Genomic DNA, 13708 nt, shown 5'->3' with positions numbered 1-13708 from the left:
AACCCCAGGGTTCAGTCCTCTCCGCCTGGAGTGCAAGCAGGCTTCACTTGGCGAAGTTCAGGAGTTGGCTGAGGTTGAGCGGGACGGCCTGGGCGTCCGACGTCAGCTTGCCGTCCAGGCTCACCTGGGCCTTGCCGCCCGAGCGCAGGGCCATGGCGGCGCCGGCCACCTTCAGCAGGTTGATGGTGAGCGGCAGGGTGACTTCCTTGGAGCCGCTGCCGTCGAGCAGGCCCAGGTTGCCTGTGGACAGGGTGCCCACATCCGCGCCGGCCACCTTGAGCGCGCCCTGAATGCCGGCCACGGGCAGGGGGAAGCTGTTGCGGTTCTTGATGGACAGCGGGAACTCGATGGTCGCGCTGGTGCCGCTGACGCTCTTGATGCGGGGCGCCTGGAAGGAGACCTGCGGAATCTTCGGAACTTCGAAGGTGCCCTCCTTGGACAGGGGGAAGTTGAGGACGCCGATGGGCGTCTTGACGCCCACGCTGCCCTCGGCCTTGAAGCCGGCGCGGTCCTTGTTGAGGAAGGTCTCCACCACGGGGGCGATGTCCGCGAACTTCACGTTGGCGGGGAAGACGAGCTCGCTCTTGCCGTTGGCCTTGAGGTTGAGGCCCTTCTTCGGCTTGCCGGCCACCACCTGCTTGCCCTCGACGAAGAAGGAGTAGTCCACCGAGGCCAGGTCCAGGCCGAAGCCGTTGGGGTTGTTCACCTCGTACACGAGGTTGACGGTGGCGTCGGACAGGGACGCGTCCGCCAGCCGTGCCGTCTTGAAGGAGATGCTGGGCTTCTTGAAGGCCCCCTTCAGGAGGTTCTGGAGCGCGGCGCAGCCGCTCAGCGTGGTGAGGGAGAGGGCTGCCAGGACGAGGAGGGCGCGTTTCATCGTGGGCATGGGCGTATCACCGGACGTGCCAGGGCGGCGCGGGATTCAAAGACACGGCGGAGAGGGAGGTGTACCGCGTGACAGCGGTCGGGTGGTATGTGGCAGACCTCCCCGCACCATGATGGAGGCGCCTTGCCCGGGGTCCGGACACACATCCCCTCTGTTCCACCCGGTCCCCGCCGGGGGCTGGTCAGGCCCTTTCGGATGCTGGCCCTGGGGCTCGCGGCGCTGGCGCTGGCGTCCTGCTCGCGGGGGGAGCAGGGGGCCTCGGGCGGGCGGAAGCTGACGCTCACGCCCTGCCGGCTGGAGGGCCTGGCCTCCCAGGCCCAATGCGGCACCTACGAGGTCTTCGAGGACCGGGCCGCGAAGACGGGGCGGAAGCTGCCCCTGCGCGTGGTGGTGGTGCCGGCCCTGGCCGCCCAGCCCGCGGCGGATCCGCTGGTGCTGCTGGCCGGAGGCCCGGGCCAGGCGGCGTCGCGCGTGCAGGTGCTGATGGCGCTGGAGCGCATCCGCCGCAAGCGCGACATCGTCCTGGTGGACCAGCGCGGGACGGGGGACTCGAACCCGCTGGAGTGTGAGTTCCAGTCGCTGGAGGCGGGGCTGGCGGAGCGCTTCGCGGACACGAGCCCGGTGGCGCAGCTGCACAAGTGCCGCGAGGGCTGGGCCGCGGACGTGCGCCAGTACACCACGCCCATCGCCATGGATGACCTGGACGAGGTGCGCGCGGCGCTGGGCTACGAGAAAATCAACCTGTGGGGCGTGTCCTACGGCACGCGCGCGGCGCTGGTGTACATGCGCCAGCACCCGGAGCGCGTGCGCACCGCGATTCTGGATGGCGTGGCGCCCATGAGCCTGTACCTGCCGCTCAACGCGCCCCGCGACGGGCAGGCGGCGCTGGACTCGCTGCTGGCCCACTGCGCGAAGGATGCGACGTGCGCGAAGGCATACCCGGACCTGCGGCCGCGCACGGAGGCGCTGCTGGCGAAGCTGGAGGCGGCGCCCGCGCGCATCACCGTGCCGCACCCGCGCACCGGTGTGCCGGAGGCGCTGGTGCTGTCGCGCCGCGCCTTCCTGGCGGAGCTGTTCAGCCACCTCTACAGCCCGGAGATTGCGTCGCTGGTGCCGCTGATGCTCGACAGGGCCACGCGGGATGACTGGGCTCCCTTCGTCGCGCTCAGCGTGGGCCTGTCCGAGACCATGGAGCACACCGTCAGCCGGGGCCTGCACTACGCCGTCGTCTGCGCGGAGGACGCGCCCTTCTTCGACGCCGCGGCGGTGGAGCGCGAGGCGAAGGGCACCTGGTTCGGCCCGGACATGGGCCGGGAGATGCTGGACGTGTGCAGGGACTGGCCCCGCGCCGCGCTGCCCCCGGGCTACCGCGAGCCGGTGGCGTCGGACGTGCCCACGCTGCTGCTGTCGGGCGAGTTGGATCCGGTGACGCCGCCCGCGTGGGCCGAGGACGCGAAGCGCACGCTGAGCAAGAGCCTCCACGTGGTGGTGCCCGGCGTGGGCCACAACACCCTGGGCGCGGACTGTGCGCGCTCGCTGATGCAGCAGCTGCTGGAGCAGGGGAGCGTGGAGGGCCTGAAGCCCTCGTGCGGCCCGAGCCTCACCCGGCCTCCCTTCTTCACCTCCTTCGCCGGTCCGGTGCCCTGAGATGATTGAGGCGAAAAACCTCCACAAGCGCTTCGGGGCCGTGACGGCCGTGGAGGACGTGTCCTTCACCGCCGAGGACGGCGTGATTACGGGCCTGCTGGGCCCCAACGGCGCCGGCAAGACGACGACGATGCGCATGCTCTACACGCTGGTGCGGCCCGACCGGGGCACCGCGCTGGTGGACGGCGTGGACGTGGTGCAGCGGCCGGAGGACGCTCGGCGGGCGCTGGGAGTCCTGCCGGATGCGCGCGGCCTCTACCCGCGCCTCACCGCCCGCGAGCACGCGCGCTACTACGGCGAGCTGCACGGCCTGTCGGGCGCGGTCCTGGACCGGCGCGTGGACGAGCTGGTGGAGCTGCTGGACATGAAGGAAATCGCCGACCGGCGCACCGAGGGCTTCAGCCAGGGTGAGCGGGTCAAGGTGGCACTGGCGCGGGCGCTGGTGCACGGGCCTCGCAACGTGCTGCTGGACGAGCCCACCAACGGCCTGGACGTGATGAGCACCCGCGCGGTGCGCACGCTGCTGCGGCGGCTGAAGTCGGAAGGGCGGTGCGTGGTGTTCTCCAGCCACGTCATGCAGGAGGTGGCCGCGCTGTGCGACCGCATCGTCGTGGTGGCGCATGGCCGGGTGGTGGCGGACGGGACCCCGGACGCGCTGCGCGCAGCTACCGGCAAGGACAGCCTGGAGGAGGCCTTCGTGGCCACCATCGGCACAGACCAGGGGCTGATGCAATGAGCCGCCTGGCCATCACCGTCTTCCGCAAGGAACTCAAGGACCACCTGCGCGACAGGCGCTCGGTGCTCACCGCGCTGATGTTCCCGCTGCTGGGTCCCGTCGTCTTCCTGGTGATGTTCAACCTGCTGGCGTCCTGGTACCGGCAGGACCGGCCGCTCGAGCTGCCGGTGGTGGGGCGCGCCCATGCCCCCAGCCTGATGGCCTTCCTGGAGCGCTACGGGGCCACGCTGTCGGAGGCGCCCGCGGACTACGAGGCGCGCATCCGCGCGGGCACGCTGGACGTGGTGGTGGTGGTGCCGGACGACTACTCGGCGGAGTACTCCACGGGGCGCACCGCCGAGGTGCAGCTGGTGGTGGACAGCTCGCGCCAGTCCGCGCGCCACTCGGTGATGCGGGCGCGGCGGCTGCTGGAGGCGTATGCGCAGCTGCTGGGCAACCAGCGCCTGTATGCGCGGGGCATCGCCCCGGAGCTGGCCATCCCCGTGCGCGTGGACGAGCTGGACCTGTCCACCCCGGAGCGCACCGCCGCCGGCGTGCTGAACATGGTGCCGCTGTTCCTGGTGCTGGCCGCCTTCGCGGGCGGCATGCAGCTGGCCAGCGACACCATGGCTGGAGAGCGCGAGCGCGGCTCGCTGGAGCCGCTGCTGCTCAACCCCGCTCCTCGCGGCGCGGTGGTGTCCGGCAAGTGGCTGGCCACCGTGGCCATGGCGTGCGCGGCGGTGCTGCTCACGCTGGTGGCGTATCTGCTGGTGGTGCGCCGGGTGCCGCTGGAGGATTTGGGCGTGAAGGCCCGCTTCGACGCGCCCGCCGCCCTGGGCATGGCGCTGGCGGTGCTGCCGCTGACGCTGGCGGCCTCGGCCGTGCAGATGTGGGTTTCCACGTATGCGCGCTCGTTCAAGGAGGCGCAGACGTACCTGTCGCTGCTGATGGTGGTGCCCATGCTGCCGGGCATGGTGCTGGCCCTGTCTCCGCTGCAGACGAAGCCGTGGATGTTCGCGGTGCCGGTGCTGGGGCAGGAGTTGCTGGCCGGCGAGGTGATGCGCGGGGAGGTCCTGGGGCCGCTGCCCTTCATCATCGCCGCCCTGTCCAGCGTGGCGGTGGCGGTGGTGGCGCTGCGCTTCACCACCCGCCTGCTCGCCCACGAGCGCATCGTCTTTGGTCGGAGCTGAAGGTTCCCAGCCGGATGGAGGGCGCCCGCATGCGTCCTTCGTCGCACATCCCCGGGTAGTCCCGGGGACGGCAATGTCGCCGGGTCGCCCTTGCGTGACGACGCCGCATGACATCCGCGGGCGATTGGCCTCCAATGGGTGGAGATGATGCCCGAGCGCGAAGCCGTCCTGCTGCCCCCCGCCCCGGCCTCCGTGGCCACCCCGCAGGGGGAACCCCGATTCGGTACGTACCAGGGCGAGCTGCCCGAGGTGGACCTGCCCCGCCTGCAAGGCCGGTGGTCCCCCACGCGCACCACCCGCCTGCTCAAGCGCAAGCGGTGGCACTACACCTTCGCGGCCACGCCCGAGGTGGCGGCCCTCTTCGCCGTGGTGGACCTGGGCTACACGGCCAGCGCCTTCGCCGTTGCGCTGGACTTGCGCGAGCGCAAGCCGCTCTGTGACGTGAGCTTCCTGGGCGCGCCCGGGCCCATGGTGGAGCTGGGTGACAAGCCCGGGGCCGGGCTCAACGCGTCGTTCCGGACGCTGGGCGGCAAGCTGTCCATCAAGCGCGGCGAGGACGACGAGCGCTACCGCGTGGCGGTGGACGTCAGCCGCCTGCGCACCGGCAGCCTCCAGTCGTTCCAGTGGTCCGGAGATTTGCTGGTGGCCGGTGGCCCCCCCGCGCTGACGGTGATTGCGCCCGTGGAGGGCGACGGGCTCGTCAACGTGACGATGAAGCGCAACGGCCTCTTGTCCTTCGGCAGCCTCGAGGCGGGCGGCAAGCGCTTCCGGCTGGATGGCGGCGTGGGCGGCATGGACTACACGCAGGGCTACCTGGCGCGGCACACCGCGTGGCGCTGGGCCTTCGCCGCGGGACGGCTGGCGGACGGGACGCCGGTGGGCGTCAACCTGGTGGAGGGCTTCAACGAGAGCAACGTCGAGGCGAACGAGAACGCCCTGTGGCTGGGAGACCGGCTGTACCCGCTGGGGCGCGCGCGGTTCGAGTACAACGCGAAGGAGCTGATGGAGCCGTGGCGGCTGGTGACGACGGACGGCGCGGTGGACCTGCGCTTCCAGCCCTTCTACGTCCACCGCGAGGAGCGGGACTTGCGCCTGGTGGTGAGCCACTTCGCGCAGCCGGTGGGCTTCTTCTCCGGCACGGTGAAGGTGGGCGGGCGCACGCTGGAGCTGTCCAACGTGCCCGGCGTCACCGAGGACCAGGACATGCTGTGGTGAGGTGAGACGGCGGCCTCGGGCCGGGCCTGCCGTCTACGCCTCGCGGTCCGCCTCCTCCTGGAAGGCGAGGTAGTCGTCGCGCGTCGTGTGCTCCTCGGCTTTGGCGCTCAGCACATGGAGGTTGGCGGCGAGGACCTTCTCGGCGCTCCCCGTGAAGAGCACGACCTCTTTCCTGGGGAGCCTGCGGGACTGGTAGACCTTGCCAGTCCGGCACAGCGCGTGGACGGCCGTGGAGACGTCCCACCGGGCCTCGGTGTAAGCGTACTTCCGGAGCTCGGGCGTCCGCGCGTGCTCGTCCACGTTCTGGTAGGCGTAGAAGAGGAGCCGCCCGCCGGAGGCGTTCCAGAAATCCCCCGCGGCATCCTGGAGTCTGTCGATGGACAGCGGCGCGGGGCGGAGCTCCTCCGCGCTCATCTCGTCCGGGTCCTTGTCGCCGGCCCAGTCGTAGTCCAGATACCCGTTGTCGAAGAGGAATTCGATGAACGCCTCCGCCACATAGACACGGGAGAATTCGCGTAGCAGGTCCATGGCGCTCTTTCTCGCACGGGACGGGGGTCAGGGCGAGGCGTGAATGAGCTCGGAGGTGAGCCTTCCTTCAGGGCGGGCCAGCTCCATCCACTCCAGCAGGCCCTGGGCGTTCGCTCGCGCCTTCGCGGTGCGGGTGCCGAGGGTCAGCGTGAGGGCTCGCGGACCTGCCTTGGGCTCTCGTCGCAGGGTGAGCTCCGTGGGGGCGGTGACGTTCTCCTGAGGGCGGTACACGTCGAGGACCACCTCCGGCCTTTCGCCGGACAGCAGCCACTTGCGCACGGAGAAGCTGACGTCGTCTTCCGTGGCGAGCCCTCGCTTCGAGGTGAAGGTGCCCTTCATGGCGCGTGTCCCCTCGCGGCCCTCGTAGCGGTACAGGGTGCCGGGCTCGGCGGCGGGGGCGGTAGCGGCCACCGGCTTGCGCTCACGTCGCAGCGTCACCTGCAGGGCGAGGGCTCCATCCTCCGCGCGGGCATGGCGCAGCTCCGTCAGGTGGTCTTGTTCGTCGGTGAGCGTCGTGGTGGTGGTGTCCTCCGCACGCAGTCCGCCTCCCGCGCTGGGGAGCAGCAGGCTGGTGCTGGCCTCGGTGCGCGTGCTTCCATCGCCGATGCGCCTCGACGCGCGCCAGCCGAAGCCGGCGAGCCGTCCGTCCAGCTTCATCACGTGGAGCTCTTCGCCGCGCGCGGGCTTCCGTGCGCCTCCGGGCACCTGGAGCGACGTGGCCAGGGCGGTGGTGATGCGGCGGAAGGTGCGCGTGTAGCCGGGCTCGTCGTGCGCGCACAGCAGGGGCAGCTCCGGGCTCGCGCTCACCATCAGCTTCATCTGCCCCGCACCCGTGCCGGCAGGCGTGGACGTCTCGTAGTCCACTCGGAGGAACAGGGCCGGGGCGCCCGGGACGAGCAGGACCTCCGTGGGCTCCATGTGCCGCACCGTGACGCCTGGGCCGGCGCGGACCGCGTTCGCCACGGCCAGTAGTGCTCCCGCTGCGTCCAGGGGGCGCTCGTAGACGAAGCACGCCAGCGCGGCCCCGGTGCCCAGCGGGATGTCGAGGCGCGTGGAGCCCTCGTGGCGGGCCAGCGTGGGCGGGGCGCTCGCTTCCACCTGGGCGGTGAAGACGCGCTCGGGCGAGTCCACCCGGTGTCTGGGGAGCTCCGGCAACTCACGCGCGAACGGGCCGCTGGGCTCGGGAGCTGGCGGCGGGGCGGGTGTCTGCGCGCGGGGGCCGGGGGGCTCGGCTCCGGGGCGGGAGGTCCGAGAGGGCCCGGCACAGGCCGTGGCGAGGCAGAGCAGGAGGGCGAATCGCCGCATCGGAGGACTCGGGGCGCTGCCGCGAGAAGGGAGGGGCGACTCTAGCAATCCGGCGAAACGCCGTGCCGCGGGAAGGCTCCCGCGGCACGGTTCAGGACCTGAGTGTTCGGGGCGCTACCTTCGCAGGCCACGTCGCCGCACCGTGGACGCCAGGCTCAGTGCCTGCGCTGGCGCACCCCGCCCCGGCCTACGGGCACTCCCGGTTCCGCGGCCAGCACACGTCGCCGCACCGGCAATCCGACCCGCTGGGGCAGGTGGCGGGATTGCAGATGGGCTCTTCCGGCGGCGGACCGTAGTAGCCAGAGCCCGTGACACCGGCGCTGCCGAGGAGGTTGCTGTGGGACGAGCCCGCGTAGAGGTTGAAGCTGTAGGTGCTTCCCGCCTGGATCCAGCTTGCGTACTGACAGCCGCTGGAGCCGCTGGCGAAGAGCGACTCGGGCGCGCCATTCATGCTCACCCAGACCTCACCCGTGGAGACGTTGTCGACGTCCCAGCAGATCTCCGTCGTGCCGGTGCTGGTCTGGTTGAGGTTGATGCTCACCGTCGTGGGGTTCGCGGAGATTGACCCGCTGGCCTGCACCGGCGTGCACTCGACGTAGTTGTGGCCCCAGTCGCAGCTGTAGCCACGCACGTAACACTCGGCCGTACACAGGGCCCGGACAGGGGCGTAGCCCTCGGGGCAGCCGGGCACGATTCCACAGAAGGAGATGTTCGAGGCTGCGGTGACGTTGCCCTCCTCGGAGGGCGTCTCGATGCGCTCCTGACCCTCGGGAGCCGTCGGCTCCGTGGAGGGCTGCGCTTCAGGGCCCGAGCAGGCCAGGGCAAGAGTGACGAGAACGAGTGACGGGATGAGACGGGTCAGGCGGTGTGTCACGTGTCTGCTCCTCGGTGGACGCCGAGGAGGAGGGCAGGGCGCACGTAGCTCGAGTGCGGACGCTGATACACGCACGTCACGTCCCCCTCCTCTTCGTGTGTGGCGTTTCGAGAGTAATGGCATTGCATGTTTCAGGTCCAGGGCTGATGGGATTGTTCTTGTATGTCCATTGTCACAGCAGAATTACGTATGTGTTGCCATGTGCCCTTTGCGACAGTCCGCCCGCGTTCGCGCCATCTGCCGTGGCGATAGGCTGCGCTCCCTTCCGCTGCTACGAAGAGCCTCATGCTCTGCTCGCATTGCGGCCAGCCCCTTCCGTCCGCGCACGGCCCCACCTGTCCCCACTGTGGCCGGGACGTCACGCCCGCCGGCTCGCCCGTGGAAGACGCGGCCGAGGCGGCCCGCCGCACCGCCGAGGCCGCGGGCCGTGCCGTTCAGTCCCTGCTGGAGGACCCCCGCCTGCGCGAGCGGCTTCCCGGAGGCTCGCTGCCGCTGCTCGGCTCGGGGCTGGTGGCCGCCGCCGTCCTCCTGCCGGGGCTGCCCATGCTGGCGGGCACCATCGGCCTGCCATGGTCGGTGGTGATGCTCGCGGGCAGCGTGCTGCTGGGCGCGCGCGAGTGGCGTGCCGCGGGACGCCCCGTCGCGCCGCCGCTGGAGCGCGTCGTCCACGTGGCGTCGCACGCGGCCTTCCTGCCGCTGTTCACTGGGCTCACGCTCACCTTCGCCTTCCTGAAGCTGGGCTACGGGCTGGTGCCCCTGCTCTGGCTCCTCGGCGCCGTGGTGCTGGGCTACGTCCAGTGGCGCGTCTTCCGGGCGTCCTCCGCGTCGGCGCCGGAGCTGCGGCCCCGGCCCGGGGCGGCGCGCTTCAAGCGGTGGGTGCTCGCCGGCGCCGCCGCGTGCGCCGTGTCACTGCTGTTCACCTGGGGCGTGGGCCTCGACAGCCGGCTGTCCCTGGGCGGCTACGGCTACGAGCGGTCCACGGTGCACGAGGTCGACCAGACCGGCCGCTCCACCGGCCGGAGCTGGGACGAGTCGAACTACGGTTGGCGCTCCGGCATCTCCAACACGTACCACGTCTACAGCACGTCCGGACGCGCGCGGGTGGGAGCGCCGCTCGCGGTGATGTCGCTGCTGGCGCTCGCGCTGCTGGCCGCGGTGCCCCGGGCCCGCGCCGCGCTCTCCCCCCTGCTGCCGCTCGCGCTCGCGGGGTTGCTCACCCTGTGGGGCCTGCTCGGCCTCGCCATGCACCTGGGGCCCGTGCTGTTCCTCGCGGGCGTGCTGGCCATCGACGCCGCCGTGGTGCGCGAGTTCCGCCAGGGGCGCGGGACGGGCCCCGAGGCGGGTTGAGGCGCTTGCTGTTCGGAAATGTCGGGGGTTTCGCGCCGCGAAAAGTCCCGACATTTCCGAACAGGGACCTCACCCGCCCGAGACGCGGGCCCGGCGGGACTCGACGATGGCGCGGAAGGAGCGGCTGCGCAGCTCCTCCAGCGTGAGGCCGGTGGCGAGCACCTCGTCCTGATTCAGCGCGCCACAGCTCAGCCCGCGCAGGAAGAAGTTGAGCAGCCCCTGGCCGGTGGCGGCGTCGTCGAACACGTCACCCACCAGCGTGGCCTGGGCCGCCTTCTCCATGAAGGCCTTGAGCCGGCGCGACGCCGCATCCAGCCCCTCCAGGAAGAAGGCGTACACGGCCGCGTAGCGCACGGGGAGCTGCCCCGGGTGCAAATCCCACCCCTGGTACCAGGCGCGCTCCAGTGAGTGCCGGATGTGCCGGTACGACAGCTGCCACACCCGGTGCACCGCCTCCATGTTCTCCCGCCGCTGCGTGGGCAGCACCCCGGCGGTGCCCTCGCCCCGGTGTGGCGGAATGGGCATGATGTTCGTCGCGCCGTCGGCCAGCATGACGCCGGTGCCCGCCAGCGACACCTGCACCACGTCCCGCAGGAAGTCGCTGGCGGGGTGCAGCATGCTCTGCGCGTGGGCGCTCACGCTGAGCGCGGCGGTGTAGTCGTACACGCCCAGGTGCACGCTGGTGCAGCGACCCTCTCCCGCCGCCACCAGCCGGGGCAGGTGCAGCCGGCCCTCGCGGTCGAAGAGGGACTGCGGCGTCTCCACCATCAGCTCCAGGCCCAGCGAGCCCTTCGCCAGCCCGCGCTCCTCCTCCAGCACGTCGAGGATGCGCGCGAGCGCGGCCACCTGCTCCGGCAGCGACACCTTGGGCAGGGTGACGACGAAGGAGGGCGGCAGCTTCCCGCCCGTGCGCTCCAGCAGCGTGGTGAGGAACAGGTCCAGCGTGCGCGAGGAGCGCTCGTACAGCTCCTCCGTGAAGGACTTCACCCGGAGGCCGATGAACGGCGGCAGCGAGCCCTGCTCCAGGCCCCGGGCCAGCTCCTCCGCGGCGGAGACGGCGTGTCCGTCCTCCTCCGCGTCGGGGCGGTGGCCGTAGCCGTCCTCGAAGTCGATGCGCAGGTCCTCCACCGGCTCGCGCTCGAGCTTGTCCACCACGCGCCCGTAGACGCGCTGGGCGAAGCGGCCACGCTGGGGCAGGCCCAGGCCATGGGCCAGCTCGGCCGCGTCCGGCGCGTACTCCTTCAATGCCGCCAGGGCGAGGTCCCCCAGCTTCCGCGCCGTCCCCGCGCGGAAGAGGTGGGCCCCGCCGTACACCACGTGCACCGGCTGCCGGCGAGGGGACTCGCCGGGGTAGACGCGCTCGAAGTCCGCGTTGGCCTTGCGCAGGGCCTCGCGCGCGCCGGAGAGGCGGGCCGCCGTGAGCGTCGTCTTCACGGCTGCTTCTTCAGCCAGGCCGACACCTCGGGGGTGCAGCGCTCACGCAGGGCGACGTCCTGCGACAGCCGCTCCAGCGTCTGCGCGGTGGCCTGCTGCGCCTCCGGCACCGGGTTCGCCTTCAGCAGCGCCTGCACCTGCTCGAAGTGCTCGCGCGTGCGCAGGATGCCCATGGCCTCGACGATGCGGCGCAGCAGCATGGGCGCGCTGCCGGTGCGGGCCACCACGTCCTTCCACCCCTCGCGCATCTGCTTCCACCAGCCCTCGCGGCCGGTGCGGTTGCCCAGCAGGCCCGCGACGAAGCTGGCCACGTCCTGCGTCTTCACCGTGTCGGTGAAGAGCAGCTTCTGCGCGCGCGCGGCGAGCGCCGGGTCCTCGAAGCCGGTGAGGGCCATGAGGTAGCGGCGCTGCGTGGCCGGGTCCGGCTCGTTCGGCACCTTCGAGAGGAAGGTCTCGAACAGGGCCGTGTCCCCGGCGCGCGCCACCATGGCCACCGCCGAGTCCAGCAGGTTGGGCTCCACCGCGTCCCGGTCTCCCTGGAGCATGCGCATGACGCGCGGGCGGGCCTCCGCGAGCGCTTCCTGGCCTCGCGCCAGGCCGCCCACCGCGCGCACCAGCGCCGCGCGCCGCAGCTTCACCCGGTCCGACTCGCCCGGCGCCGACTGCCAGCCCAGCTTCTTGAGCCCCGGGCCCAGCAGCTTCTCCACCCAGGCGCGGAAGCGCACCTGCTCGTCGCCGTCCACCAGCCGGCTCTCGATGTACGCCAGCCGGCCCACCAGCTCGTCCAGGACGGAGTCGTCCTCCTCGTCGCCGAAGCGGGCGGCCAGATCCAGCAGGTCCGCCACCGACGCCTGCCCCGAGCGCACCAGCGCCCACTGGTCCGCCAGCAGGGAGATGCGCTCCGAGGGCGCGAGCGCCTTGACGTTCACCGCCAGCTTCTCCAGCGCCGCCTTGTCGTACGCCATCCGGTAGAAGCCGGTGGAGCCCGCGTTGGCCGTGAGCCACTTCACGTCGCCGGAGCCCTCCAGCTTCACGGAGGCCTGGGTGTCGCGCAGCAGCACGCGCTGCTCATGCACGCCGCCGCCGTCCTCGAAGCGCAGCACCATGGGCACGGGCCACTTCTCGCCGCTCTCCACGCCGGGCTCCGAGTAGAAGCGCCGCTGCGACAGGTGCAGGGTGCGCCCGTCCAGCCGCGCGGTCACCAGCGGGAAGCCGCTCTGGCCCACCCACGCGGTGGCCAGCTCCTCCACCGGCTGCTTCGCGGCGGCGCCCAGCGCGTTCCACAGGTCTTCCTTCACCGCGTTGGCGCGCGCGTGCTTGCGCATGTACTGGCGGATGCCCTCGCGGAAGGGGCCCTCGCCGAGGAAGCCCTCAATCATCCGCAGCACCGCGCCGCCCTTCTCGTACGTAATCGCGTCGAAGCTCTCACCGGCCTCGCCCGCGTTGCGCACCTCACCGTGGATGGGGTGCGTGGACTTGAGCGCGTCCAGGTACAGCGCGCTGGCGCGGTGCGCGTCGAAGTCCAGCCACATGCGCCACTCGGGGCGCCACTGGTCCACAATCTTGAAGGCCATCCACGTGGCGAACGCCTCGTTGAGCCACAGGTCGTCCCACCACACCATGGTGACCCAGTTGCCGAACCACTGGTGCGCCAGCTCGTGCGTCACCACCTCCGCCACGCGCTTCTGCACGGACAGGGGCGCGGTGGCCGGGTCCAGCAGCAGCGCCACCTCGCGGTACGTAATCAGGCCGGCGTTCTCCATGGCGCCCGCCTCGAAGTCGGGGATGCCCACCTGGTCCACCTTGGTGAAGGCATAGGGCAGCCCGAAGTAGTCCTGGAGCCGGGGGAGGACGGCCAGGGCCACGTCCTGGCCGAAGCGCGTCAGGTGCGCCTTCTCCGGCAGGGACCAGGTGCGCACCGGCACGCCCTCCACGTCCTGCGCGGGCGTGCCCACCAGCGGGCCCACCACCAGGGCGATGAGGTAGCTGCTGAGCACCTCCGTCTCCTGGAAGGTGAACTTCGTCAGCGCACCGTCCTGCTCCTCCTTCACCACCGGGCCGTTGCCCAGCACGGTGAGCCCCTTGGGCACGCGCACGCTGAGGGCCCAGCGCGCCTTGAAGGCCGGCTCGTCGAAAGAGGGGAAGAGGCGGCGCGCGTCGGCGGCCTCGAACTGGGTGGCCGCCACCTTGCCGGCCTGGTACAGGCCGCGCAGGCCCTCCGTGAAGCGGCCCGTCCACGCCACGTCCAGCGTGGCGGCGCCCTTGGGCACCGGGGCGTCGAAGCGGAGCACCACCGTCTCGCTCGCCGGCATGGGCTGGATGGAGGCGGGCTTGCGCTGCTCGCCGCCCACGCGCAGCGTCACGTCCCCCAGCTGCAAGGCGATGGCGTGGAGGATGATTTCCTTCGAGGGCTCCGCCACCTCCAGGTCCAGGGTCTGCTGTCCGGAGAAGGCCTTCGCGTCCAGGTCCAGGGTGAGCGTGGCCGCGTAGCGGCGGGGGCGGAGGGTGGTCGGCAGGCGGAAGTTCTTGTCTTCGGTCGGATGCGCCATAGGAAGGCGAAATCTAGC

11 protein-coding genes are annotated in these 13708 nt (G+C 71.4%); 5 read left to right on the top strand and 6 right to left on the bottom strand.

Annotation, left to right across the window (positions count from 1 at the left end; all coding sequences use genetic code 11):
• Positions 1–43: 43 nt before the first annotated feature.
• A complete protein-coding gene (locus LXT23_RS20715) occupies positions 44–886 on the bottom strand; it encodes an LEA type 2 family protein (protein WP_253981939.1) in 843 nt (280 codons plus the stop codon).
• Between the two features lie 195 nt (positions 887–1081).
• On the opposite strand from LXT23_RS20715, the gene LXT23_RS20710 reads away from it, so the two are divergent.
• From LXT23_RS20710 to LXT23_RS20695, 4 genes are all read left to right on the top strand, one after another.
• Entirely contained in the window at positions 1082–2533 is a 1452-nt protein-coding gene (locus LXT23_RS20710; protein ID WP_253981938.1) for an alpha/beta hydrolase, read from the top strand.
• A gap of 1 nt (position 2534) precedes the next feature.
• Positions 2535–3269: an ABC transporter ATP-binding protein gene (locus LXT23_RS20705; RefSeq protein WP_253981937.1), complete on the top strand. Its 735-nt coding sequence runs from the start codon at positions 2535–2537 to the stop codon at positions 3267–3269.
• Positions 3266–4438, top strand: a complete 1173-nt coding sequence (locus LXT23_RS20700) for an ABC transporter permease (protein ID WP_253981936.1) — start codon at positions 3266–3268, stop codon at positions 4436–4438. Before LXT23_RS20705 ends, LXT23_RS20700 begins: the two co-directional genes overlap by 4 nt.
• A gap of 144 nt (positions 4439–4582) precedes the next feature.
• Positions 4583–5653 (top strand): DUF2804 domain-containing protein, encoded by a 1071-nt coding sequence (locus tag LXT23_RS20695; protein WP_253981935.1) that lies wholly within the window; start codon positions 4583–4585, stop codon positions 5651–5653.
• A 33-nt stretch (positions 5654–5686) separates the two neighbouring features.
• Here LXT23_RS20695 and LXT23_RS20690 read toward each other — a convergent pair whose 3' ends face one another.
• From LXT23_RS20690 to LXT23_RS20680, 3 genes are all read right to left on the bottom strand, one after another.
• Positions 5687–6181: a hypothetical protein gene (locus LXT23_RS20690; RefSeq protein WP_253981934.1), complete on the bottom strand. Its 495-nt coding sequence runs from the start codon at positions 6179–6181 to the stop codon at positions 5687–5689.
• A gap of 27 nt (positions 6182–6208) precedes the next feature.
• The gene (locus LXT23_RS20685) at positions 6209–7312 is read right to left on the bottom strand and encodes a hypothetical protein (protein WP_253981933.1); all 1104 of its coding nucleotides are present in this window, start codon (positions 7310–7312) and stop codon (positions 6209–6211) included.
• A gap of 361 nt (positions 7313–7673) precedes the next feature.
• Complete coding sequence (locus LXT23_RS20680) at positions 7674–8360, bottom strand: hypothetical protein (RefSeq protein WP_253981932.1); 687 nt, start codon at positions 8358–8360, stop codon at positions 7674–7676.
• A gap of 285 nt (positions 8361–8645) precedes the next feature.
• On the opposite strand from LXT23_RS20680, the gene LXT23_RS20675 reads away from it, so the two are divergent.
• Entirely contained in the window at positions 8646–9707 is a 1062-nt protein-coding gene (locus tag LXT23_RS20675; protein WP_253981931.1) for a zinc ribbon domain-containing protein, read from the top strand.
• A 69-nt stretch (positions 9708–9776) separates the two neighbouring features.
• Here the strand turns inward: LXT23_RS20675 and LXT23_RS20670 are convergent, their stop codons facing one another.
• A complete protein-coding gene (locus tag LXT23_RS20670) occupies positions 9777–11141 on the bottom strand; it encodes a DUF6986 family protein (RefSeq protein WP_253981930.1) in 1365 nt (454 codons plus the stop codon).
• Positions 11138–13690 carry a M1 family metallopeptidase gene (locus LXT23_RS20665; RefSeq protein WP_253981929.1) on the bottom strand — a complete coding sequence of 851 codons (2553 nt, stop codon included), beginning with the start codon at positions 13688–13690 and terminating at the stop codon, positions 11138–11140. The genes LXT23_RS20670 and LXT23_RS20665 overlap by 4 nt, the downstream gene beginning before the upstream one ends.
• Between the last annotated feature and the right edge of the window lie 18 nt (positions 13691–13708).

This window comes from Pyxidicoccus xibeiensis, from assembly GCF_024198175.1.
GTDB classification, from domain to species: Bacteria; Myxococcota; Myxococcia; order Myxococcales; family Myxococcaceae; genus Myxococcus; species Myxococcus xibeiensis.
This window is presented reverse-complemented; position numbering and strand designations above follow the sequence as displayed.